Genomic DNA, 26,172 nt, shown 5'->3' on the forward strand with positions numbered 1-26,172 from the left:
TTTTAAAAAAAGGAAATCAAAAAGAAACTCGTTTCTTCTCACATAGTCCCGATAACTATCGGGATGTTTTAACGCAAGTGAAACGCCTTTTTTGAGTTCAATAAGCTATGTATCTATGTGTTAAAAATAATTTCACCCAATGAGTTAAGCTCATTTAATTTAAGTCTGCTTACATTTACTCATATAACTTATATGGTTTAAATTCTTTTCTCACAAAAAGTACTATTTTTGTTACATACCACAAAACTTAACTATGAAGAAAACAATAATACTAATGGCAATTACAACTGCAGGAATTTCGCTCGGGCAAAGCAAAATAAAATACCCAGAAACCAAAAAAGGGGAAACTGTTGATGTTTATTTTGATACCAAAGTAAGCGATCCTTTTCGTTGGCTGGAAGATGATAAATCGGCAGAAACCGGAGCCTGGGTTAAAGCGCAAAACGAAGTAACTTATGGATATTTAAATCAGATTCCGTTTCGTGATGCTTTAAAACAGCGCATGGAAAAACTTTGGAACTATGAAAAAATAGGTGCTCCATCTATAGAAGGAAAGTTTACCTATTTTTCTAAAAATAATGGTTTACAAAATCAATCTGTAATTTACAGAAAAGATTCAAACGGAAAAGAAGAAGTTTTTTTGGATCCAAATACATTTTCTAAAGACGGAACCACTTCGTTAGGCGGATTAGATTTTTCTAAAGACGGAACCAAAGCCGCTTATGCCATTTCTGAAGGCGGAAGCGACTGGAGAAAAGTAATTATTATTGATGCTATTTCTAAAAAGGTTTTAGAAGATACTTTGGTTGACGTAAAATTTAGCGGCATCTCCTGGCACGGAAACGAAGGTTTTTATTACTCTAGTTATGAAAAGCCTAAAGGAAGCGAATTATCTGCTAAAACGGATCAGCACAAATTGTATTTTCATAAATTAGGAACTTCTCAAAAAGAGGATAAAGTTATTTTTGGAGCAGATGAAAAACGTAGATATGTAGGAGGTTATGTTACTGAAGATGATCATTATTTAGTCATTTCGGCTGCAAACTCTACTTATGGAAACGAATTATATATTAAAGATTTAAAAACAACAGACAGTCCGGTTGTGACTATTGTGGATAATTTCAACAGCGATAACTCCATCATCGAAAACGAAGGAACAAAATTGTTTATCGAGACTGATTTGAATGCGCCAAACAAACGCGTAGTTACTGTTGATGTAAGTAATCCGAAGCCGGAAAACTGGAAAGATTTTATTGCTGAAACGCAAAATATTTTGTCGCCTGCTACTGGCGGAGGTTTCTTTTTTGCCAATTATACAAAAGATGCCGTTTCATTAGTGCAGCAATACGATTACAACGGAAAATTAATTCGTGAAATCAAACTGCCTGCCGTAGGAACAGCAGCTGGATTTGGTGGAAAAAAAGAAGATAAAACACTGTATTATTCTTTTACCAATTATACAACACCGGGTACAATCTTTTCGTTTGAACCAAAATCTGGAAAATCAGCAATTTATGAAAAACCAAAAGTTGATTTTAAAACAGACGATTACGAATCCAAACAAGTTTTCTATACTTCAAAAGACGGAACAAAAATCCCGATGATCATTACCTATAAAAAAGGAATAAAACTAGACGGAAAAAACCCAACAATACTTTATGGTTATGGCGGATTCAACATTAGTCTGACTCCAAGTTTCAGTATTGCAAATGCTGTCTGGATGGAAAATGGCGGAGTTTACGCAGTGGCGAATCTTAGAGGTGGTGGCGAATACGGTAAAAAATGGCACGATGCCGGTACCAAATTGCAAAAGCAAAATGTATTTGATGATTTCATTGCTGCGGCTGAATATCTAATTACTCAAAAATACACCTCATCTGATTTCTTAGCCATACGCGGAGGTTCAAACGGAGGTTTATTGGTAGGCGCAACCATGACACAACGCCCAGATTTGATAAAAGTAGCATTGCCGGCAGTTGGTGTTATGGATATGCTGCGTTATAATGCTTTTACTGCAGGTGCGGGTTGGTCTTATGATTACGGAACAGCTCAGGACAATAAAGAAATGTTTGAATACCTTAAAGGATACTCTCCGGTACACAATGTAAAAAAAGGGGTTAATTACCCGGCAACAATGGTTACAACCGGTGATCATGATGACCGTGTAGTGCCGGCTCATAGTTTCAAATTTGCATCAGAATTACAGGAAAAACAAACAGGAAACAATCCGGTTTTGATTCGCATTGATGTAAAAGCAGGACACGGAGCAGGAAAATCTGTAGCAGCTACCATTCAGGAAAATGTAGATATACAAGCATTCACACTTTATAATATGGGTTTTAAAGCTTTGCCTAAAAAGTAAAACTTTAATTCTAATTTTTATAGCCACTAATTCACGAATTATTTTTGTGAGTTCGTGGCTATTTTTTTCGCCACGAATTACACAAATTTTCACTAATTTATTCGTGGTAAACACTTTTTCTTAATCTGTGAGAATCCTTTTAATCTGTGGCTGAACTTTTTTTACCTCAACTATTAAAAAAAATTCGTGAATTCGTGGCTGTTTTTTTCGCCACGAATTACACAAATTTTCACTAATTAATTCGTGGCTTCACTTTTTTATATGCTGGAAAATGGTCTCCCGCAGATTCTGCAGATTAAACAGATTTAAATAATTAAAAAAAATCTGCGCACATCTTCTAAAATCATTTTAAATCTGCGTGAAAAATAATTCATGAATTGCTTCGCCTATTCGCTACCGCTCGGGTCGTGGCTTATTTTTTAAAAAAATTAGTCTCCCGCAGATTCTGCAGATTGAGCAGATTTAAAATTAAAAAAAATCTGCGCACATCTGCTAAAATCTTTTTTAAATCTGCGTGAAAAATAATTCGTGAATTTCTTCGCCTATTCACTACCGTTCGGGTCGTGGCTTATTTTTTAAAATTTTAGTCTCCCGCAGATTCTGCAGATTGAGCAGATTTAAATAATTAAAAAAATCTGCGCACATCTGCTAAAATCTTTTTTAAATCTGCGTGAAAAATAATTCGTGAATTGCTTCGCCTATTCACTACCGCTCGGGTCGTGGCCATTTTTAAAAATTTTAGTCTCCCGCAGATTCTGCAGATTGAGCAGATTTAAATAATTAAAAAAAATCTGCGCACATCTGCTAAAATCTTTTTTAAATCTGCGTGAAAAATAATTCGTGAATTTGTGGCCATTTTTTAAAATATTTTCAAAACAAAAATTAGCGAAAATTTGTGCAATTCGTGGCAAACCTTTTTTTAAATTTGAAACAATCAAAAAACCAAAAACATGAATATTATCCGATGGGGAATCATAGGCTGCGGCAATGTAACCGAAGTAAAAAGCGGCCCTGCTTTTCAAAAAACACCTAATTCAGCCCTGGTTGCTGTAATGCGCAGAGATGCAGCACTTGCCGAAGATTACGCCAAACGCCATAATGTACCCAAATGGTACTCCAATGCCCATGACCTAATAAACGATCCCGAAGTCGATGCCGTCTATATCGCAACGCCTCCATCCTCTCATAAAGAATACACAATTTTATGCGCCAAAGCCGGAAAACCAGTCTATGTCGAAAAACCAATGGCACTGAATTTCGAAGAATGCAACGAAATGATCAGCGCCTGCAAAGAACATAATGTTCCGCTTTTTGTGGCGTATTACCGAAGACGCTTGCCTCGTTTCCTGAAAATAAAAGAACTTATCGATCAGGGAAAAATTGGTACCGTAAGACACGTAAATTGTGTTTTATATCATTCTTTTGAAGCACGTTACGATGACGAAATCAATCTTCCCTGGACCGTTTTGCCTCATATTTCGGGCGGCGGAATCTTTGTTGATCTGGCTTGTCATACTTTAGACTTTCTGGATTATGCACTTGGCCCAATAAAATCCGTTCGCGGTCATGCCAGTTCGCAACTTCAGGCGTATCCTGCCGAAGACGCTGTCTCGATGTCCTTTTTATTCGAAAACGGAATACACGGAACCGGTTTATGGAATTTTGCCAGTCACGAGCGTTACGACAACACTGAAATTGTAGGCGACAAAGGAAAAATTTCGTTTTCCACCTTTGGGAACGACCCTATCCATATCCAGCTTGCAAACGGCGAAAAAGAAAGCATCACCATCGAAAACCCCTTGCACATCCAACAGCCCTTTATCGAAACCGTAGTAGCTGAACTGCTCGGCAACGAAGGAATCGCTCCTTCAAAAGGAACTTCTGCGGCCAGAACTTCCTGGGTGATCGATGAAGTTTTAAAAGAATTCAGAAATTCAAAATAAACTATTAGCGCAGTTATTTAAGATATAGCATTTTCAGGAGCTAATCCTGCTGTCCTTCCAGATCTTTTGTGCCGAACCCCGGCACAAAAGGATCTTCCCTCCCATCAGGGCTAGGGCACCCATTTTCAAAAGAACAAAACCAAAAAAAAAGAGGATACTCTTCCGAATATCCTCTTTTTAAAAACTATAAATTCTAAATAATTATAGACTGTATTTAAGACCTAAAGTCAAACCTAAACCTGAGATCCCAACATAAGAACTTAATTCATCCATTTTATCATTAGGACGTGTAGTATCTTTTGGATCTGTTGGTGTCGCTGTATTTGGATTAAACAAAGGATTATTAGAATTAACATCTAATCTGTCTGTGTAATTTGTATATCTTTGAGCTGTAGTTCTGGTTGCCAAAGCATCTTTCCCATTCACTGTAAATTCTGTTGTTTCTTTAGTTTTTCCGTGTACAGTAAAATTACGGTATTCTAATTCTGCAAAGGCAGAAATGTGTTTTCCTAATTTATAAGAAGTACCCATTACAGCAGAGAATCCTAAAGTAGGGTTTGGTTTTACTTTATCAACACTGTGAACATCTCCAAAAGCAACTGGAGCACCTGTAGTTGGATTAAAAGCAATCGGTGCATAAGCATCTGAAGTAATTTCTAAATCTCCATGAATAGGAACCAAAATACCTACTTTAGTATAAGGTTCAAAACCATGAGATTCACCTAAAAACATTACGATTGCCGGAGCAACATCAAAAGCACTAATCTGACCTACTGATTTGAAACTATAAACACCAGTTGGCGTAATAGGTAAATCTGACACAGTCTGAGCCATAGTCTTATCATTACTTGTGTAATAATTAACTCCTAACTCAACTCCTAAACGAACAGAAAAACGGTAACCAGCAGTAATTCCAGTTCTATATCCTTGTCCAAAAGAACCAGTGACACTTTTTTCAGAAACTAATTTCCCGCCTACATATGTTTTTGATAAAGCTGCATTTCCTCCTACAGTTGGAAATTCAGTTGAAGCAGTTTGATTGAAGTATGATCCTCCTAATTTAAAATACCAGCTTTCTGGTTTGTCTGTCGTTTCAGTTTGCGCTATCGTGGCCATAGAGCAAAGCATAAGTCCTAATAAAAATAGGTTCTTTTTCATAATTTTGTTTTAATTAATTTATGCAAACTTAAAATATTTTAACACAATCTTTTTGCCTGCATTGTTAGACTTAACGCGCAATCGTTATCTTATGGCGCAATACTATTAAAAAATTACTATGCGTGCATATTTTTAACTAAAAAAAATAATTATCTTCTAAATTTTAACTGTTAAAATTTAGTTGAGCTTAAAGTTAATCTGCATTTTCTCCAGTTCTGCCAGTAACTCATGCGAGATCTTAACCTTCAGACGACGACTTGGCATCGAAAGTTTGGTTACTACTTTTATCTCTTCTACCTCAGTTACTTCCTGCGTTTTGGTTTCTTCCAGACCAGTATCTGCATCATCATTTTCTTCTGTAAAAACAGCATCATCATTTTCAAAATCATTTGTAGTTTCAACCTCAACTAATCGCTTGATTTTTTCTAGTTCCATAATTTCAAAAGCAACCGAATTATCACCTTTATTATGATTAAACAAATCACTTAATTTATAAATAAATTCTTTTTGTAAGTCTTTAATATTCAATAACAAAATCAGTTTTTTAGCAAATGCTTCCAGCACATCCTGCAATTGTCTTACCTCAACAAATTGTATTCTCGGATCAGATTTTTTACCGGTATCATGATTTACCCAGCCGTCTTTTACTAACACTTTGATATAAGCAAAATTATTCTGAATCAGGAAATGGCGGAATTTTAAATATTCTTCATTAAAAATCCTGAACTCATAACTCTCATCATATCCTTCCAGATTAAACATCGCCCAGCCTTTTCCGTTTTTAGAAACACGATGCTGCACATTATTAATAATTCCGGCAAACGTTAGATTTTTGCCTACATATTGTTCCATACTCTTCAAGGCTTCCAATCGGGCATTGCAGAAGTATTTCATTTCAAATCTAAAATCATCCAGCGGATGCCCGGAAATATAAATCCCGACTACCTCTTTTTCTTTGGCCAGTTTTTCCATCGTGCTCCAGTCTTCGCAAGGAGGCACAACCGGTTCTGCAATCTGCACTTCACTGGCTTCTCCAAACAAACTCACCTGCGATGAATTTTCGTTTTCCTGATATTTCGAACCGTAACGCATGGCTTTTTCATAAAAGGTAATTCCGTCACCTTCATCATGAAAATATTGTGCTCTGGTGGTTCCTTCAAAAGAATCGAAACCTCCTGCAAGCGCTAAGTTTTCTATCGCTTTTTTATTGGCTGCACGCAAATCTATTCGTTTAGCCAAATCAAAAATCGATTTGTATTTTCCGTCTTTTCTGCTCTCTACAATGGTATTTACCGCTCCTGAACCTACACCCTTAATCGCTCCCATCCCAAAACGAACAGCATAATCATCGTTTACGGTAAATTTATAATACGACTCATTCACGCAAGGACCTAAAACCTGCAATCCCATGCGTTTACATTCTTCCATAAAAAAGGAAACCTGTTTGATATCATTCATGTTATTCGAAAGTACCGCTGCCATATATTCGGCAGGATAATGCGCCTTTAAATAGGCTGTTTGGTACGCAATCCAGGCATAACAAGTCGAGTGCGATTTGTTGAAGGCGTAACTTGCAAAGGCTTCCCAGTCTTTCCAGATTTTCTCCAAAACCTTTGCATCATGACCTTTTGCTGCAGCCTGTTCCACAAATTTAGGCTTCATTTTATCCAGTACATCCTTTTGTTTTTTACCCATCGCTTTACGCAAAACGTCGGCCTCACCTTTGGTAAAATCAGCCAGCGATTGCGACAAAAGCATTACCTGCTCCTGATAAACGGTAATTCCGTAGGTTTCTCCCAAATATTCTTCGCAGGCATCCAAATCGTATTTAATTTCTTCTTCGCCATTTTTTCTTCGAACGAAAGAAGGGATATACTCTAAAGGTCCCGGGCGATACAAGGCGTTCATCGCAATTAAATCTCCAAAAACCGTGGGCTTCAGATCCTTCATGTATTTCTGCATTCCAGGCGACTCGTACTGGAAGATTCCAACCGTTTCTCCTCTTTGGAAAAGCGCGTACGTTTCTTCATCATCAATCGGAAAAGTGTCTGGATCCAGTTCTTTTCCGGTTCTGTATTTTACCAGTTTTACGGTGTCTTTTATTAAGGTAAGGGTCTTCAGACCCAGGAAGTCCATTTTCAGCAATCCCGCACTTTCAGCAACCGAGTTATCAAACTGTGTTACATATAAATCCGAATCTTTTGCAGTGGTAACCGGAACGAAATTCGTAATATCCGATGGCGTGATGATTACTCCACAGGCGTGAATTCCGGTATTTCGCATCGAGCCTTCCAGAATTTTTGCCTGCTGAATGGTTTCTCCAGCCAAATCGCCTTCGTTCGCAATCGCAATTAATTCTTTTACATTATCAAATTCATCCGAACGCAAAGCCTTTTTTACATCTTCTTCACTCTCCGAAATAAAACGCGCCAAATTCCATTTTGACGGCATCATTCCCGGAATCAGTTTGGCAATTCTATCGGCTTCAAACAACGGTAAATCCAGTACACGAGCCGTGTCACGAATAGCCGATTTGGTTGCCATCTTACCATAGGTGATAATCTGTGCCACCTGATTTTTTCCATATTTATTGATTACGTAATCCATAACACGACCACGGCCCTCATCATCAAAATCGATATCAATATCGGGCATCGATACACGATCCGGATTTAGGAAACGCTCAAAAAGCAAATCGTACTTAATCGGGTCAATATTGGTAATTCCTAAGCAATACGCAACGGCCGAACCTGCAGCAGAACCACGCCCAGGTCCTACCGAAACATCCATATTTCGGGCTTCGGCAATGAAATCCTGTACAATCAAAAAATAACCTGGATATCCGGAATTCGAAATCGTCAGTAACTCAAAATCCAAACGTTCCTGAATCGATTCGGTAATTTCGCCATATCTTTTCTTTGCTCCCACCATAGTCAGGTGACGCAAATATTTATTTTCTCCACGAACTCCGCCGTCAGCTTCATCTTCGACAACTATAAATTCTTCGGGAATATCAAATTTTGGAAGCAATACATCACGGTAAAGTGAATATCCCTCCACTTTATCCACAATTTCCTGAATATTTATAATAGCTTCAGGTAAATCAGCAAAGAGTTTTTTCATCTCTTCTTCCGACTTATAATAGTATTCCTGATTAGGCAGTCCGTAACGGTAACCACGACCACGGCCAATTGGCGTAGCTTGTTTTTCACCGTCTTTTACACACAATAAAATATCGTGCGCATTGGCGTCTTCTTTATTTAAATAATAAGTATTATTTGTTGCAATTAATTTGACATTGTGTTTCTGAGAAAACTCAATCAGGGTTTTATTGACACGATTTTCATCTTCCTGATTGTGGCGCATCACTTCGAGATAAAAATCATCTCCAAATTGTTCCTTCCACCAGATTAAGGCTTCTTCGGCCTGAACCTCACCAATATTTAGAATTTTACTCGGAATCTCTCCGTATAAATTCCCGGACAAAACCATAATATCTTCTTTGTATTGCTCGATAATTTTTCGATCAATTCTCGGAACATAATAAAATCCATCCGTAAAGGCAATCGAAGACATTTTCGCCAGATTGTGATAGCCTTTTTTATTTTTAGCCAACAATACAACCTGATTTCCGTTGTCTTTTTTGGATTTATCCAAATGGTTATCGCAAACATTAAATTCGCAACCCACAATAGGTTTCATTTCAGTTTCAGTAGGTTCTTCGCCCGCTTCAACCAAAGCTTTATTTTTTGCAGAAGCCGCTTTATTGTGGTTCATGACAGCGCTCACAAAGTGGAAAGCCCCCATCATATTCCCCGTATCGGTCATCGCAACGGCAGGCATTTTATTTTTGGCTGTAGCCGAAACAATATTCCCAATCCCAATAGTTGATTGAAGTACCGAAAACTGCGTATGATTGTGTAAATGTGCATATCTGGCCGCTTTAAAATCGGCTTTATCAGATTCAGTAACGGTAACAATTGGTTCGTCTGAAACCAACGATTTTAGCTGCTCCCTGATTTTATCAGAAGCCGCTTTTAAATTGATATGTTTTAAACCAATTAAAGGAAATTCCTGTGGATTTCTCTCTTGAAATTCCCTGAAATACTCCTTAGGAACATCAAGTTCTTCTTTGGTAAAAACTTCTCTTCTAATTAATTCCAGAAAACAACGCGTAGTTGCCTCAACATCGGCAGTTGCGTTGTGGGCTTCCGCGAAAGGTTTATTAAAAAGATAACTATGTAATTCAGTCAAAGTAGGTAATTTGAATTTCCCTCCACGACCTCCGGGCAATTTCAATAATGAAGCGGTAACTTCGGTACAAGTGTCCAAAACTGGCATTGTACTCATTGGCGAATCTACTCCCATTCGATGAAATTCGGCACCCATAATATTGACGTCGAAACCTAAATTCTGACCCACAATAAATTTGGTTTTGCTTAAAGCGATGTTGAATTTCTCTAAAACTTCGGCCAATGAGATTCCATCGGCTTCCGCCAATTCGGTTGAAATTCCGTGAATACGCTCCGCATCATACGGAATATTAAATCCGTCTGGTTTTACCAGATAATCCTGATGCTCTATGAGTTGCCCCATTTCGTCATGCAGCTGCCACGCAATCTGAATACAACGAGGCCAGTTATCAGAATCGGTGATTGGAGCATCCCAGCGTTTTGGCAGTCCGGTGGTTTCGGTATCGAATATTAAATACATAGATTTTGTAAAAAGACAATTTTAAAAATTCCAAATTCCAATGCTTAATATTGTAAATCCCTGATTATAGGGATTATAAAAAAGCAACAAGTCGAATTTGACGGAAGTTCAAATTTACGTTTTTTTTAGGGAAAGAAAATGGATTCAAGATGAAAAAATGATTCTTATCAACTAATCAGCTTTCGTCTTAAAATTCATAAAATTTCATAAAAATACACTTCTTGGATGTCGTAGTATTTGAATTAAAACGGAACTTACCAATATCCATTCTAAATTGAATTTTTAGGCTTTAAAATCATATTAATTTCCAACTTCTTAAATTCTAAAAGAGAATCAAAAAATAACAATTATTACTATTTCTACTCATTTTGTTACATTTTTTAAAACAAAACACAGTGTTTTATAGTGATTTTAAGATAAATTTGCAAACTATCAAAATTAAAAGCAATTCAACTAAAATTAGCCTAAAAAAGAAAAACAAAACCAATTTATATTCATTTTACAACCAAATCTGATTACAAAAAAAGCCAATCACAATTTGTAATTTGTTTTGGGTATCGTATATAATGAAATATTGAAATTGACCCCTTTGTATCTTTTTTTACATTTGTTTTGCTATTATCAGAAAATTGCCGTGGTTATAGAAATTACAATTAAAAAAAAATAAAATGAGTAAGACATTATTTGACAAAGTATGGGATTCGCATGTAGTACGTAAAATTGAAGATGGACCAGATGTGTTTTTTATTGACCGCCATTTCATTCACGAAGTTACAAGTCCCGTTGCTTTTTTAGGATTAAAAGCCAGAGGCGTTAAGGTTTTATACCCGGAACGTACTTTTGCAACTGCCGATCACAATACACCAACCATAAACCAACATTTACCAGTTGAAGATGCTTTATCTGCCAATCAGCTAAAAGCCCTTGAAGATAATGCTGCCGAATACGGTATTTCGCACTGGGGATTAGGTCACCAAAAAAACGGAATTGTACACGTAGTAGGTCCTGAAAACGGAATCACTTTGCCAGGTGCAACCATTGTTTGTGGAGATTCCCACACTTCTACTCACGGTGCTTTTGGAGCGATTGCTTTTGGTATCGGAACTTCTGAGGTAGAAATGGTGCTTTCTACGCAATGCATCATGCAGCCAAAACCAAAGAAAATGCGTATCAACGTAAACGGTCAATTAAGCAAAGGTGTTGGACCAAAAGACGTTGCACTTTACATTATCGCTCAGTTAACTACTTCTGGAGGAACAGGTTATTTTGTAGAATATGCTGGAGACGTTTTCGAAAACATGACTATGGAAGGCCGTATGACGGTTTGTAACCTTTCTATCGAAATGGGTGCTCGTGGAGGAATGATTGCTCCTGACCAAACTACTTTTGATTTCCTTGAAGGAAGATTGTTTGCCCCTAAAGGTGAAGCCTGGGATAAAGCAGTTGCATACTGGAAAACTTTAAAAACTGATGCTGATGCTGTTTTTGATGCTGAATTAAACATCAAAGCGTCAGACATTGAACCAATGATTACGTATGGTACTAACCCTGGAATGGGAATTGGTATCTCAAAACATATTCCGAGCGCCGACCAGGTTGAAGGTGGTGAGGAAACTTACAAAAAATCGCTTGCCTACATGGGTTTCAACGAAGATGATGTGATGATTGGAAAACCAATTGATTATGTCTTTTTAGGAAGTTGTACCAACGGTCGTATTGAAGATTTTAGGGCTTTCGCCGAAATTGTAAAAGGAAGAAAAAAAGCAGATAATGTTACCGCTTGGCTAGTTCCGGGTTCTCACGTTGTGGAAGCTCAGATTAAAGAAGAAGGTATTTTGGATATCCTGACAGAAGCTGGTTTTGTATTACGTCAGCCTGGGTGTTCAGCATGTTTAGCGATGAACGATGATAAAGTTCCAGCTGGGAAATATGCAGTAAGTACTTCAAACAGAAACTTTGAAGGTCGTCAGGGACCTGGTTCAAGAACTTTGCTTGCGTCTCCAATTATGGCTGCTGCAGCTGCTGTAACAGGAAAACTAACAGATCCGCGCGAGCTGTTCTAGTAAATGACAATTGCAATAACAATTTCAAAATTCAATAAAATTGCTTTTAGGTTTAAAATAGATTCTCTTTTTCAGAAAATCTAAAATCTAAAACCCAAAAATCTAAAATTAAAATGGCATACGATAAATTTAATATATTGACGAGTAGTGCTGTGCCACTACCAATTGAGAACGTAGATACAGATCAAATCATCCCGGCTCGTTTCCTGAAAGCTACAAAACGTGAAGGCTTTGGAGATAACCTTTTTAGAGACTGGAGATACAACGGAGACGATTCTCCAAAAGCAGATTTCGTTTTAAACGATTCAACTTACAGCGGAAAAATCTTGGTTGGAGGAAAAAACTTCGGTTCAGGATCTTCAAGAGAACACGCTGCGTGGGCAGTTTATGATTATGGTTTTAGAGCTGTAGTTTCTAGTTTCTTTGCTGATATCTTCAAAGGAAACTGTCTGAATATTGGTGTTTTGCCAGTTCAGGTGAGTCCTGAATTTGCTGATACTATTTTTAAAGCAATCGAAGCAGACCCAAATACGCAATTAGAAATCAATTTGCCAAACCAAACGATTACTTTATTGGCAACTGGTCAACAAGAGTCTTTTGCAATCAACGGATACAAAAAGAACAACATGATCAATGGCTTTGATGACATTGATTATTTGCAAAATATTAAGGAAGATATTGTGGCTTTTGCCGACAAATTGCCTTACTAAACACAACCAACTTAAACGCAGTTACGCAAGTTTCAACCTTAAAGTTGGACTTTGTAACTGCTTTTTACAATTTAGAAAAATCCGATTAGAATAATCTCTAATCGTTAAAAGTCATATCATATTTAGAATGAAAAAAAGAAAAATTGAAATAATGGATACGACGCTCCGTGATGGTGAACAAACCTCGGGAGTTTCATTTTCTGCTGCAGAAAAACTCACCATTGCACAATTGTTGTTGGAAGAATTAAATATTGATAGAATCGAAATTGCTTCAGCACGCGTGAGCGAAGGAGAATTTCAGGCTGTAAAAGGCATTACTTCTTGGGCCGAAGAAAGAGGATATATTAATCGAATTGAAGTTTTATCCTTTGTTGATGGTGGCGTTTCGATAGAATGGATGAAAAAAGCGGGTGCAAAAGTGCAAAATTTATTGACCAAAGGTTCCATGAATCACTTAACGCATCAGTTAAAAAAAACGCCTGAACAACACTTTTCTGAGATTGCACAAATTATTGCATTAGCTAAAGAAAATGATATTGAAACCAATGTTTACCTAGAAGACTGGAGCAACGGAATGCGAAATTCTCCAGAGTATGTTTTTCAATTTCTTGATTTTTTAGCGACTCAACCTGTCAAAAGGATTTTGCTTCCTGATACTTTGGGCGTTTTAATTCCGACTAAAACTTTTGAATTTATTTCTGAAATTAGAGCCAAATATCCTCAAATTCATTTTGATTTTCATGCACATAACGATTACGATTTAAGTGTCGCCAATGTTATGGAAGCCATAAAAGCCGGCATCAACGGACTTCATGTTACGGTAAACGGAATGGGAGAACGCGCAGGAAATGCGCCTCTTGAAAGTACTGTTGCCGTGATAAACGATTATTTGCCAGAAGTTAGCATCAATATAAAAGAGACTTCTCTTTATACAGTAAGCAAATTGGTTGAAACCTTTACGGGTTACAGAATTCCTGCCAACAAACCAATTGTTGGTGACAATGTTTTTACTCAAACTGCCGGTATTCATGCTGACGGAGACAATAAAAATAATTTATATTTTAATGATTTACTTCCGGAACGCTTCGGAAGAAAACGAAAATATGCTTTAGGAAAAACTTCAGGCAAAGCCAATATCGAAAAAAATCTTCAGGAATTAGGTTTGAAATTAAATCAGGAAGATTTGAAATTGGTAACCCAAAGAATCATCGAATTGGGCGACAAAAAAGAAACCGTTACCAAAGAAGATTTGCCCTACATTATTTCGGATGTTTTGGACAGTCATACTTACGAAGAGAAAATCACGATTGAATCTTATATATTAGTACATTCAAAAGGAATGCGTCCTTCGACCACTTTATGCTTAAAAATAGATGGTGAAATCATCGAAGAACACGCACAAGGTGACGGGCAGTTTGATGCCTTTATGAATGCTTTGTCTAAAATTTATAAAGAAAAAAAATTAACCCTTCCGAAACTGATTGATTACGCCGTACGAATTCCACCAGGAAGTAGTTCTGATGCTTTGTGCGAAACAATCATTACCTGGGTAAACAACGGAAAAGAATTTAAAACAAGAGGATTAGATTCAGATCAGACGGTTGCAGCGATTATCGCAACGCAGAAGATGTTGAATGTGATTACTCAATAAAAAGGAACAAAGGTTCAAAGTTACAGAGGAACAAAGGTTTTTTCTCTTTACACTTTTAAACTTTGAACCTTTGAGCCTTTGCCACTTTGAACCTTAAAATAATAAATACTTAAAAAATGAAATTTAACATAGCCCTTTTAGCCGGTGACGGAATCGGACCAGAAGTAATTAATGAAGCTGTAAAAGTATCTGATGCAATTGCAAAAAAATTCAATCACGAAATAACCTGGACACCTGCTCTTACAGGAGCTTGTGCTATTGATGCAGTTGGTGTTCCTTACCCAGATGAAACACACGAAATCTGTATGAAAGCAGATGCTGTTTTATTTGGAGCCATCGGACATCCAAAATACGATAATGATCCAAGCGCTCCAGTTCGTCCAGAGCAAGGTTTATTATTGATGCGTAAAAAATTAGGATTGTTTGCAAACGTGCGTCCTACTTTTACTTTTCCTTCTTTGATTGATAATTCTCCATTAAAAAGAGAAAGAATCGAAGGAACTGACTTAGTTTTCTTAAGAGAATTAACTGGCGGAATTTACTTTGGAGAAAAAGGAAGAAAAGACGGTGGAGAAACTGCTTTTGACAATTGTGTTTACACCAGAGCCGAAGTACAGCGTTTAGCAAAAAAAGGTTTTGAATTAGCCATGACACGTTCTAAAAAACTATGTTGCGTTGATAAAGCCAACGTTTTGGAGACTTCACGTTTATGGAGAGAAACCGTTCAGGCAATGGAAAAAGATTATCCAGAAGTTACCGTTTCTTATGAATTTGTTGATGCTGTTGCCATGCGTTTGGTACAATGGCCAAACTCTTACGATGTATTGATTACAGAGAATTTATTTGGAGATATTTTAACCGATGAAGCTTCGGTAATTTCAGGATCTATGGGATTAATGCCTTCTGCTTCTGTTGGAGAACATACTTCTTTATACGAGCCAATTCACGGTTCTTACCCTCAGGCAACTGGATTGAATATTGCAAATCCATTAGCAACAGTTTTATCTGCTGCGATGATGTTTGAAGATGCTTTTGGATTAAAAGACGAAGCCGAAGCTATTAGAGCCGTTGTAAATAAATCATTAGAACAAGGAATTGTGACTGAAGATTTAGCACCAAAAGGAACAAAAGCCTACAAAACCAGCGAAGTTGGTGATTGGCTGGTTGCGAATATATAATGTACATGTAGAGAGGCACTGCAGTGCGTCTTTACTTTGTTTCAGGTTTCAAGTTTTAAGTTGTTGGAACATGAAACCTGAAACTTATAGTTAATTTTTGTTTCATGTAGAGGTGCGCTTAAGAGTGCGTCTTCGCTTTGTGTTAGATGCACTGCTGTGCATCTCTACGGAAAAATACCGCTTAAAAAAAAAAGATGTAAACAAAAGTTTCAGGTTTTCCAACTTGAAACCTGAAACAATTTTAAACAAAAAAAGGGATCAACGTAAGTTGATCCCTTTTATATATTTAGAAAAAAATATTAATATCCTCCTCTACCACCACGGTCATTTCCACCACGGTTTCCTCCACCATAACCTCCGCGTGAATCTCCACCACGGCTGTTATTGTTGAAGCTTCTTCTTTCACCTTCAGGTTTCGGCTCAGATTTGTTAACCACAATTGCACGTCCTTGAACAGTTGCTCCGTTCAATTCGTCAATCGCTTTTTGAGCTTCATCATCGTTTGTCATTTCAACAAAACCAAATCCTTTACTTCTTCCAGTAAATTTATCAGTAATGATCTTAACTGAATCAACTGCTCCGTAAGCCTCGAAAGACTCTCTTAAATCTGCTTCCTCAATACTGAATGGAAGGCTTCCAACAAAAATGTTCATATGTACTTATTTATAATAATGTAGCAAATGTAGTCTTATTTTTCTCTAATCTACTATATATTAGCTTATTTATGTTTTTATTTTGATTTAAAAAAGGATATTCCAATAAAATCAATTGATTTGTAATGAAAATTTACTCTATAAGTACGCTTCCTTCGGAAACAGGAACTTTATAAAAAACACCTTCTGTAAAACTAATCGTTGGGTTTTCAATATCTTCTTCATCAGCATTTACCGCATTGAATTTGAAGGTTCCTGAAATGGTTTTATTTACCACATCATACTCCGTAATTACAATTTGCCCCGAACCAGAGTCAACACCGGTAGAAAACTCACTTAATCGCTCAGGAAAAGTATCCGAAAACATTGCTTTTGAAGCCTCATCAACTCCTAAAACATAGGTTTTTGCTTGCGGGGATTGTGTTTGCAAGGTTACTTTTTCATAACCCAAACTTCCTTCGATAATCAGATTCCCGTTAGATTCAATATGAGCTTCATAGTTTCTGGCTCTCCAAAAGTCATTATTTTTTAAAGTTTGAAAAGCAGGATTATTAAACTTAACATCCTCTGTGCAGGATGAAACCAAAAAAATAAGAGCTAGCAGATAAAGGCATTTTTTCATAAACACATAAATTTTGCGGTAAAAATACCTTAATTAAGAGAAATAATTAAACCAAAAGAATAAAAAACATCAAAAATCAGTAAAAAAAAGTCATTTATTTATAAATCATGCTTTTCGAACGCATAATTGAGAAAAAAATTATATCTTTGCGCCCTTAATTAACAGAGGTCGAGTACCTCAAAATTTAATCATACGATTATGTCAGTAAAAATTAGATTACAAAGACACGGTAAAAAACAAAAACCTTTTTACTGGGTTGTAGCTGCAGATGCACGCTCAAAAAGAGATGGTAAATACTTAGAGAAAATCGGTACTTACAATCCAAACACAAACCCTGCAACTATCGAATTAAACCTTGATAGCGCTGTAAAATGGTTGCACAATGGTGCTCAGCCAACAGATACTGCAAGAGCAATCCTTTCATACAAAGGAGCTTTATTGAAACACCACCTTGATGGAGGTATTCGTAAAGGAGCTTTAACTCAAGAGCAAGCTGACGCTAAATTAGCTGCTTGGTTAGAGGCAAAATCTGGAAAAGTTGACGCTAAGAAAGATGGTTTATCGAAAGCGCAAGCTGATGCTAAAGCTAAAGCTTTCAAAGCAGAACAAGAAGTTAACGCTAAGCGTTTAGCTGCTGCAGCTCAGGCTGAAGCTGATGCTATCGCAGCTGCAACTCCTGCAGTTGAAGAAGAAGTTGCTGAAGTAGAAGCAGAAGCTGCTACTGAAGAAGCTCCTGCTGCTGAAGAAAATAACGAAACAACTGAAGCATAATTTTAGTCAGCGATAATGCGTAAAGAAGAATGTTTTTATTTAGGTAAAATCGCTAAAAAATTTAGTTTCAAAGGTGAAGTTCTGGCTTATTTAGACACAGACGAACCTGAGTTATACGAAAATCTGGAATCAGTGTTTGTTGAATGCAACAAACACCTGGTTCCTTTTTTTATTGAAAAAAGTTCATTACACAAAAACGATTTTCTTCGAATTCTTTTTGAAGACGTAAAATCAGAGGAAGAAGCGGATGCCTTATTAGGAAACGCTATCTATCTCCCATTAAACATGTTGCCAAAACTTACAGGTAACAAATTTTATTTCCACGAAGTGATTGGTTTCGAAATCGAAGACCAACGTTTAGGCGTTTTCGGAAAAATTGTAGCCGTAAACGACTCTACTGCCCAACCGCTTTTTGAAGTTTTGAATGGCGAAGTCGAAATGCTTATCCCAATGATTGATCATTTTCTTGTAAAAATTGATCGTGAGAATAAAAAAGTAATCATGAATCTTCCTGAAGGCTTAGTGGAGATGTACCTTTAAGCTTAAAATTCCAAATTTTAAATTCCAAATTCCAAACCTGAAAAGGGAAATTCCAAACTCTTTTAATTTCAAATTCCAATATTTACGTGGAACTATTTTATATTTCATTAAATAAGAAAGAAAAAACTTATTTTTTTACAACTAATTGTATATCTTTATTGGAATTTGGAATTTAAAAAATTGAGATTTCACAATGAACAAACCATACGATTTAGAGGAAAGAACTTTCTTATTTGCTAAAGAATGCCGAATTTACATCAGAACTTTATCCAAAACAGCATCCAATATTGAAGATGGAAAGCAACTAATAAGATCTTCTGGCTCGGTAGGCGCAAATTATATTGAAGCAAATGAAAAACTGGGAGATAAGGATTTAATATTTAGACTTAAAATCGCTCGAAAAGAGGCTAAAGAATCTAAGTTTTGGTTACGTTTATTACATGAATTAAATCCTGACCAAAAAACACTTTCAGATTCTTTACTATTTGAAGTAGAAGAATTAAGAAAAATTCTATCAGCAATAATTACCAAAACATCAAAATAATTAATTGCGATTTTAATCTTATTTTTACACCCAAATCAATCATAATAACTTACTCTTTTCAATTGAAATTTGGAATTTCTTTATTGAAATTTTCCTTTTCAGGTTTGGAATTTGGAATTTAAAAATTGGAATTTCTATTTTATGTTTTCATTCAAACAATTTACAGTTCAGCAAGACAAAACCGCCATGAAAGTAGGAACAGATGGTGTTTTATTAGGTGCCTGGACTCCAATTGATCATAATCCTTTTAGTATTTTAGATATTGGCGCAGGAACAGGAATTATAGCTTTGATGCTGGCTCAGCGAACTCATGCCGAACAGATTGATGCTCTTGAAATAGACGAAGATGCTTACGAACAGGCCGTTGATAATTTTGAAAGTTCCCCTTGGGGCGATCGCTTATTTTGTTTTCACGCTGGTTTGGATGAATTTATCGAAGAACCGGAAGATGAATACGATTTGATTGTTTCAAATCCGCCATTTTTTTCAGAGGATTATAAAACCGAAAATGAACAACGCGATTTAGCCCGTTTTCAGGATGCTATGCCTTTTGAGGAATTGGTAGAAGCTGCTGATTTATTACTTTCGGAAAACGGAATTTTCGCTTTGATTATTCCATTCAAAGAAGAAGAAAAATTCATTGCCTTAGCCAAAGAATCTGAATTATACCCTTTGAAAATTACTCGCGTAAAAGGAAACATAAATTCTCCTATTAAACGTAGTTTATTGGCTTTTAGCCGAAATGAAAGTCCTGAAATTCAAATCGATGAATTGGTTATCGAAATAGACAGACATATTTATACGCCTGAATATATTGCATTGACTAAAGATTTTTACTTAAAGATGTAAAAAAAATCTTTGCCAAAGTCGAGAACTCTGACAAAGATTTATCATTTATTATTTTCCATTTTTAGCAAAAAGAATCGCTCGGTCTAAAACCTCATCTTTTCCTTGCTGGATACCCAAAATAGTAGGTTTTACTTCAATATCAGGAACAATTCCTATTCTTTGTGTTTCTTTTTTATTGGGATAAAAAACGCCATAACAAGTAAACGACGAAGAAAATCCCTTTATAATGCTAAATCTATAATTTGCTCCATCGGCACCGCCTGTCTGACTTCCTATCACTTTAACTTTCGGAGCTGTCTGCAGGCTCATGGCATTTAATTCTGCGTGACTTACCGATTTTTCATTTATTAAAACAATTACCTTTCCTTTGTAGTAATCTGGGTTGGTTTTGCCACATTTTTCAACACCATCTCTCCAAACATAACGACCAGGATAACTTATATCAGGATCAAGAAATCTGGCAAATTCTTTAGGTTCTGGATTAAGCCAATCCGAAATAGCATACAGAACATCCTGCGGACGCATTCTATTATCGAAAATAATCGCACTCGTATTGTTAAGGGCTTTTATTAATTCTGGAACATCTTTTTCTTCTACCTCATCATAATTAACATAACCAATGTTTCCTTCTAAAATTTTCCACTTTTCGCTGCCTGGAAACTGAATTTTTAAATCTTGATATTTATAACGATTTATTGATTTTAAAGCCGTTTTTCCGTCACGGACAAATTCTATTTCAACTGATGGTGATTTACCATTAAAAATTGTCCAATAGGCATTCTTTAATACAGAAGGTTCATTTGACCCTTCAACATATTTTCTGTTTTCTTTTAATAATGCTGCAATAGTTTTTCCTTCAACTTTTGTAATTACATCACCCACTTTTAAATCGTTTATTTTGGCTAATGAATCGTTTTTCAAACTAACAATAATTGCTTTTTCATCAATAATTTCGACATCTGCGGGAATAAATTTATCTCCAAAATATTCAAACAATTGAGGCATGTGAGTTGACGCATGTGTATCATTTAGTTTTACAGAAATCTCACGCATTGCCAAAGCAAAAACTTTATCCGATTCTGGAGCATAAAAACTTGGAAGCATCGTAATTAATACTTTGCCCCAATTTTCATCCATTTGATATTTATAGGGAAAAAAATATTCAATGTAATTCCAATATCTGAATAAAGTCAAAAGACGCATATTTTTATCTGACCATTTAAAATCTGCATATTTTACTTCGTTCTTAAATTGCAAAGGCGCACTGCCTCCGCCAAACGCATAATCAACATAATATTGATTCCCCTGAGATCTGTTTTCTTCAATAAATTTTAATTTTTTCGAAAGTGATTTAGAAAACAAGTCATTTTTCGAAAACCACGACAAATCGAAGTTTTTATCAAAATATTCTTTTTTTACTGTGGATTTTGAAGCATTTACTTTTACTTCTCCTAAGGAAGCAATCCAGTTTTCGATTACCAGAGAATAGGCCTCAGCAGTTTGTGCTTCTTCAACTTTTGGTAAAACCTGAAACAATTGTTCGTCCCAATTTTTACTTCCATCTGTCACATTTGGATGATAATATTTTAGGAAACCCCAAACTTTACAGGTTGCCGCTAATTTTTCAGTTTCAGTTATTGGTTTTGAAAAAGAAAATTGAAATAAGAGAACAAAAAGAATTAAGTAGATTTTTTTCATATAAATAAGTGGTATTTTAACATTACAAAAGTTAAATATAGTAAAGCTTTCAATTTATACAGCAACCATATGTAATATTTAGTCTTTTTTTCAAAGAATATAGCAATGAATTAATACCTAAAAAAGAGAGAAGTTTTTTGCTTCTCTCTTATATATACTTACATATTCAAAATTATCTTTGACAACACCATCCTCCAGGATATTGTACGGGATATACTCCTCCGCAAGTTGGACTTGGACTAACACAATAGCCTGTTGCATCTGAATAGCTTGAACCTTGGCCATTAATAGCTTTTTTTTCGTTTTTTGTTAATTCTTTAACACCAACTGAATTTAAAATGGTTTTCAACATAATTTATAGATTTTATTGTTATTTTATAGCCCAATCAATTAAAGACATTTGGGTTTATGTCTACTCTTGCGCAAGAATATTTTTAGTGAGCTTAAATCAAATTAAACTCAAATTAAATGCTTATTAATTGTTAACGGTAAAGTAGTGAGAGACAAAATTTAGAAACATTATTCAGACCTAAAGCAAATTGAAACAGCTGTACTAACAAACCTCTTCCAAAACCAAACACTGTTTTTTAGTTAAAAACAAAAATAATACTTGTTAATTAAGTTAAATAAAATATATAAACGCAAATAAATAAGACAAATTGTGTAATTATGAAAAACAAGTGCGCTTTTATAAAACCTTAAAGATTATATAAAAAAATCTGTAAGCAAGCTGAAACTTAGTTACAGATTTTAATTTAATTAAAAGAAATTAAACCTGTTCAAAAATACTTTTAAACTGGTATAAGATTCTTTCGATTAATCGTAAATCTTCGGTAACAATTTCAGCGCTGCCTTTCATTTCCTGCTGAAATATAATTTGTTTTTTATACGAAGTTTTTAAACCATTAGGCAAAGAAACATCAAGTAATAAATTTCCGTCCTTGTCCGGAACCAGAGAAATATTTTGAATTTTCCCTCTTAAAACTCCAAACTCCCGGTCTGGGAAATTTGCCAGTCGGATGTTTACTTTTTGCCCTACTTTTATTTTTCCTGAATTGAGAGCCGGTGCTTTTACTTTTCCGATAAAACCATTTTTAGCATCCGGTATGATCGAAAAAACATTATCCCCAACATTTATAGTCTGATTTTCATTCCATACCTGAAGAAAAGTTACGACTCCGCTTATGGATGACTGTAAGGTATAATTCAATTCCCAGTCTTTGATAATTTTCTTAAGCTGATAAAACGACTGCGCCACATTTCGCCCCAGGTTTACCTCTTCCCTGGTGCTGTTTATCTGCGAATTCTGCCCTAATTTTGTATTATTAATCAATGACGACCTTAATTGTGAAATAGACGACAAAAGACTCTTATAATTCTTTTGTGCCTGCAGATAAGCCAGTTTTTTAGCTTCCATTTCCTGAGTCGAAACAATACCTTTATTAAATAAAGTTTCGAATCTTGCGACTTCGTTTTTCTGAAGCTGCAATTCGCTTTCGTTAATTACTTTTTGTTGTTGTAAAATATCCAAACGTTCTTTAATCTGAATGTTTTCTGAACTTTGGGCCCTGCTTTCTACTTCAAAAGGGTGCAGACTATTATTCAGTTCCTGAGCCTGATAATCTTTCTGAAAAACGGCAAAAGCACTTTCAATTTCTCCTAATTGGGTGTTTTTTAGCAAATCAAAAGGAAAAGCTTTTTTCGAGTCATTAATATTGTAATTATCGATGATGCTTTTTAACAAAAAAACATCTTTATAATTGGCTGTATTCTCAATAATGGCCAAAGTGGTATTTTTAGAAACTTCGGCTTTATTTTTAACCAAAATAACTTCGATACGTCCTGAAGATTTAGAAACTATTTTTTCAGGCGGAATATTGGTTGTAATAGTGATTTCGGAAGCCACCACATCCGGATATTTTACAAACCATGAAATAAAAAACAGCATCAGTAATATTATGAATATCAAAACTGTTCCCCAGCGAATCATCCAATGAGGTACTTTGGTCAAGATGTCCTGAACTTCTTCGCTTCGAAGTTCGAAGCTTGAAGTGGGAAGATGGGAGTCAGAAGTTTTATCTACTGGCATTTTAATTTTGTTTTAAAAGAAATCATCAAATTCATCAAATTAAACGCATCGTTATAAAGTTTATCAAATGTATTATCATCTATATAACTTCTTCTTTTAGCTTTATACAAGCAAGTTACAACTTCTGCTAAAGACCTCACAGAATATCCTAAGAATCTATTAAATTCAGGATTAGATTGTTCTATGGAACCTTCGGGAATATTTAACGCAACCGAATCCGCGGCCCTTAGGATTTGTGATGACAAATTATACATTTCTCTCTTAGGAAAACCTACTGATAAAATATTTATTTCTTCACCAAAATCCATTGCTTTTTGCCAAATAATTAATTTCTCGAACTTAAAACTCATCTCTTATACTTTTTTTTCACTTACACATACATCTCCAAACTTCTAGTTTCCAAGCTGCAATTGATTCCGAACCAGCTCAAAATAGCTTCCTTTTTGTTCAACTAATGTTTTATGATTTCCTATTTCGATAATTTTTCCTTTATCTAAAACTACAATTTGATCGGCATTCATCACTGTACTCAGGCGATGCGCAATTACAATAACCGTTTTGTCTTTAAAGAAAATATCGAGTTTTTGCATAATTTCTTTTTCATTATTAGCGTCTAAGGCAGAAGTTGCTTCGTCAAAAAACAAAATCTCAGGATCTTTGTAAACAGCCCTTGCGATTAACAATCGTTGTTTTTGCCCGGTGCTCATTCCTAATCCTTCGGCTCCAATTTTAGTATTGTATCCCAGAGGTAATTCACTAATATATTCTTTGATATTGGCAACATCGGCTGCATAAACTAATTTTTCTTTATCAACTTTATCGACACCAATAGCAATGTTGTTTGCAATTGTGTCACTAAATACAAAACCTTCCTGCATGACCGCTCCAACACTTGATCGCCATGCTTTTTGCGAAATATTTTTAAGTTGCGAATTGCCTATATTTATTTCTCCTTTTTCAGGTTCGTAAAACTTTAGCAATAATTTCATCAAAGTTGTTTTTCCGCTTCCGCTAACGCCTACAATTGCGGTTACTTTATTGGCAGGAATTATTAAATTTAAATCCTGCAAAACCGGAATATCAGAACCTAAATAGCGATACGATAAATTCTTAATCTCAATATTCTGATTGTACGGAACATCATTGGTCTGATGTATTTCCTGTTGCGTTTCATCGTCTTTATCGTGAATTTCAGACAATCTTGCCAATGATATTTTGGCATCCTGCAGTTCTCTGACAAATTCGATCAGCTGCGTAATAGGGCCGTTTAAACTTCCTACGATAGAACTTATCGCTAACATCATCCCTAACGTAATTTCGCCATCGATAACCAGTTTGGCCGAAAGAAAAATGATAAAGATATTTTTTAATTCATTAATCACAGATGAACCAATAGTTTGCGTCTGCTCTAAAACTAACCCTTTTATAGAAACTCTAAAAAGTCTTGCCTGAACATACTCCCAACCCCAGCGTTTTTGCTTTTCGGCGTTGTGAAGCTTTATTTCCTGCATACCATTGATGAGCTCCATTACTTTACTTTGCTCGCTGGAAACCTCGGCAAAACGTTTGTAATCTAATATTTCTCTTCGTTTAAGAAACAAAGTAATCCACCCGAAGTACAAAACACTTCCTGCAAAAAACACTAAAAATATCTGAACATTAAAATATAACAAAACGCCCCCCATGACCATCATATTAATCATAGAAAACAAAACATTTAACGATGATGTGGTAAGAATTCGCTCGATTCTGCGATGATCGTTGATTCTTTGCATAATATCTCCAGTCATTCGAACATCAAAAAACGAAATGGGTAAATTCATTAATTTGATAAAGAAATCTGAAATTAAGGAGATGTTTATCCGGGTTGAAAGATGAAGCAGAATCCAGCTTCTGATTAATTCTAAACCTGTTCTTCCTGCAAAAAGAAACAATTGTGCAAAAAGAATCAGATAAATAAAGTGAATGTTTTGATTTTGTATCCCGACATCTACAATACTTTGGGTAAGAAACGGAAAAATTAGCTGTAGCAAACTGCTGGCTAAAAGCCCTATGCTCAATTGTGTCAAAAATGATTTATAACGCAAAACATATTGCGCCAGCATTTTAAAACCTAGTCCTTTATGATCTTCTTTATCAAATTCTGACTGAAAAAATTTAGGCGTTGCTTCGATCAATAAAGCTATTCCTTCCGGAGTAGTCTGATCGGCGTTATTACCTATCCAGAATTTAAGGAATTCTTCTTTTTTATATTCCAGCAATCCTATCGCTGGATCGGACACATAATACGTATTTTTTTTTATTTTGTAAAGGACTATATAATGCTCATTATTCCAGTGCAAAATACAGGGTAAAGGCGCTTCCTCCAGCCTCTCAAGACTTAGTTTTACGCCGAGTGTTCTAAAACCGATTTTTTCAGCAGCTTCACTTAAAAACAATAAATTACTTCCTTCGCGAGTGGTTTCGCTAAAATCTCTCAACTCCTGGATGTTGATTGTTTTTCCGTAATGTTTTGCTATTATCTTTAAACAGGTAGGGCCACAATCTTTATGATCTGCCTGTCTGTAATTCGTGAATTTTTTCAATTTTAACTTTTGTTTTTACACAGCAATATAACACAATTTTTTT

General features: G+C 35.6%; 19 protein-coding genes. 10 read left to right on the top strand and 9 right to left on the bottom strand.

The window, feature by feature from the left end; all coding sequences use genetic code 11:
- Positions 1-274: 274 nt before the first annotated feature.
- Together GON26_RS15795 and GON26_RS15800 are read left to right on the top strand one after the other, a co-directional pair.
- A complete protein-coding gene (locus GON26_RS15795) occupies positions 275-2,362 on the top strand; it encodes a prolyl oligopeptidase family serine peptidase (protein ID WP_394350408.1) in 2,088 nt (695 codons plus the stop codon).
- 950 nt (positions 2,363-3,312) lie between these two features.
- Positions 3,313-4,305, top strand: coding sequence for a Gfo/Idh/MocA family protein (locus GON26_RS15800; protein WP_160375740.1), 993 nt, complete (start codon positions 3,313-3,315; stop codon positions 4,303-4,305).
- Positions 4,306-4,506: 201 nt separating this feature from the next.
- On the opposite strand, the gene GON26_RS15805 is transcribed toward GON26_RS15800, so the two are convergent.
- Both GON26_RS15805 and dnaE read right to left on the bottom strand, forming a co-directional pair.
- Positions 4,507-5,463 (bottom strand): outer membrane beta-barrel protein, encoded by a 957-nt coding sequence (locus GON26_RS15805; RefSeq protein WP_160375741.1) that lies wholly within the window; start codon positions 5,461-5,463, stop codon positions 4,507-4,509.
- A gap of 177 nt (positions 5,464-5,640) precedes the next feature.
- Positions 5,641-10,176, bottom strand: coding sequence for a DNA polymerase III subunit alpha (gene dnaE, locus GON26_RS15810; protein ID WP_160375742.1), 4,536 nt, complete (start codon positions 10,174-10,176; stop codon positions 5,641-5,643).
- A gap of 668 nt (positions 10,177-10,844) precedes the next feature.
- Here dnaE and leuC point away from each other — a divergent pair.
- The 4 genes from leuC to leuB all read left to right on the top strand — a co-directional run bounded on the left by leuC (position 10,845) and on the right by leuB (position 15,778).
- Positions 10,845-12,239, top strand: a complete 1,395-nt coding sequence (gene leuC, locus GON26_RS15815) for a 3-isopropylmalate dehydratase large subunit (RefSeq protein ID WP_160375743.1) — start codon at positions 10,845-10,847, stop codon at positions 12,237-12,239.
- Positions 12,240-12,352: 113 nt separating this feature from the next.
- Positions 12,353-12,949, top strand: coding sequence for a 3-isopropylmalate dehydratase small subunit (gene leuD / locus GON26_RS15820; RefSeq protein WP_160375744.1), 597 nt, complete (start codon positions 12,353-12,355; stop codon positions 12,947-12,949).
- A gap of 127 nt (positions 12,950-13,076) precedes the next feature.
- On the top strand, positions 13,077-14,600 hold the full coding sequence (locus GON26_RS15825; RefSeq protein WP_160375745.1) for an alpha-isopropylmalate synthase regulatory domain-containing protein: 1,524 nt from the start codon (positions 13,077-13,079) through the stop codon (positions 14,598-14,600).
- A 116-nt stretch (positions 14,601-14,716) separates the two neighbouring features.
- Positions 14,717-15,778 carry a 3-isopropylmalate dehydrogenase gene (leuB, locus tag GON26_RS15830; protein WP_160375746.1) on the top strand — a complete coding sequence of 354 codons (1,062 nt, stop codon included), beginning with the start codon at positions 14,717-14,719 and terminating at the stop codon, positions 15,776-15,778.
- Positions 15,779-16,077: 299 nt separating this feature from the next.
- Here the strand turns inward: leuB and GON26_RS15835 are convergent, their stop codons facing one another.
- Both GON26_RS15835 and GON26_RS15840 read right to left on the bottom strand, forming a co-directional pair.
- The gene (locus tag GON26_RS15835; RefSeq protein WP_160375747.1) at positions 16,078-16,431 is read right to left on the bottom strand and encodes an RNA recognition motif domain-containing protein; all 354 of its coding nucleotides are present in this window, start codon (positions 16,429-16,431) and stop codon (positions 16,078-16,080) included.
- 133 nt (positions 16,432-16,564) lie between these two features.
- Entirely contained in the window at positions 16,565-17,053 is a 489-nt protein-coding gene (locus GON26_RS15840; protein ID WP_160375748.1) for a DUF6252 family protein, read from the bottom strand.
- A 198-nt stretch (positions 17,054-17,251) separates the two neighbouring features.
- Between GON26_RS15840 and GON26_RS15845 the strand changes: the two genes are divergently transcribed.
- From GON26_RS15845 to GON26_RS15860, 4 genes are all read left to right on the top strand, one after another.
- Positions 17,252-17,824: a 30S ribosomal protein S16 gene (locus GON26_RS15845; protein ID WP_160375749.1), complete on the top strand. Its 573-nt coding sequence runs from the start codon at positions 17,252-17,254 to the stop codon at positions 17,822-17,824.
- Positions 17,825-17,839: 15 nt separating this feature from the next.
- On the top strand, positions 17,840-18,364 hold the full coding sequence (rimM, locus tag GON26_RS15850) for a ribosome maturation factor RimM (protein WP_160375750.1): 525 nt from the start codon (positions 17,840-17,842) through the stop codon (positions 18,362-18,364).
- Positions 18,365-18,557: 193 nt separating this feature from the next.
- Positions 18,558-18,908: a four helix bundle protein gene (locus GON26_RS15855; protein WP_160375751.1), complete on the top strand. Its 351-nt coding sequence runs from the start codon at positions 18,558-18,560 to the stop codon at positions 18,906-18,908.
- A gap of 141 nt (positions 18,909-19,049) precedes the next feature.
- On the top strand, positions 19,050-19,757 hold the full coding sequence (locus GON26_RS15860; protein ID WP_160375752.1) for a tRNA1(Val) (adenine(37)-N6)-methyltransferase: 708 nt from the start codon (positions 19,050-19,052) through the stop codon (positions 19,755-19,757).
- Positions 19,758-19,805: 48 nt separating this feature from the next.
- Here GON26_RS15860 and GON26_RS15865 read toward each other — a convergent pair whose 3' ends face one another.
- The 5 genes from GON26_RS15865 to GON26_RS15885 all read right to left on the bottom strand — a co-directional run bounded on the left by GON26_RS15865 (position 19,806) and on the right by GON26_RS15885 (position 26,129).
- A complete protein-coding gene (locus GON26_RS15865; protein ID WP_160375753.1) occupies positions 19,806-21,455 on the bottom strand; it encodes a S41 family peptidase in 1,650 nt (549 codons plus the stop codon).
- Between the two features lie 172 nt (positions 21,456-21,627).
- Complete coding sequence (locus GON26_RS15870; RefSeq protein ID WP_160375754.1) at positions 21,628-21,807, bottom strand: hypothetical protein; 180 nt, start codon at positions 21,805-21,807, stop codon at positions 21,628-21,630.
- Between the two features lie 417 nt (positions 21,808-22,224).
- A complete protein-coding gene (locus GON26_RS15875; RefSeq protein ID WP_160375755.1) occupies positions 22,225-23,544 on the bottom strand; it encodes an HlyD family secretion protein in 1,320 nt (439 codons plus the stop codon).
- Entirely contained in the window at positions 23,535-23,894 is a 360-nt protein-coding gene (locus tag GON26_RS15880) for a four helix bundle protein (RefSeq protein WP_160375756.1), read from the bottom strand. Before GON26_RS15880 ends, GON26_RS15875 begins: the two co-directional genes overlap by 10 nt.
- A gap of 42 nt (positions 23,895-23,936) precedes the next feature.
- Positions 23,937-26,129 carry a peptidase domain-containing ABC transporter gene (locus GON26_RS15885; protein ID WP_160375757.1) on the bottom strand — a complete coding sequence of 731 codons (2,193 nt, stop codon included), beginning with the start codon at positions 26,127-26,129 and terminating at the stop codon, positions 23,937-23,939.
- Between the last annotated feature and the right edge of the window lie 43 nt (positions 26,130-26,172).

Source organism: Flavobacterium hydrocarbonoxydans, from assembly GCF_009789235.1.
Taxonomy (GTDB): Bacteria; Bacteroidota; Bacteroidia; order Flavobacteriales; family Flavobacteriaceae; genus Flavobacterium; species Flavobacterium hydrocarbonoxydans.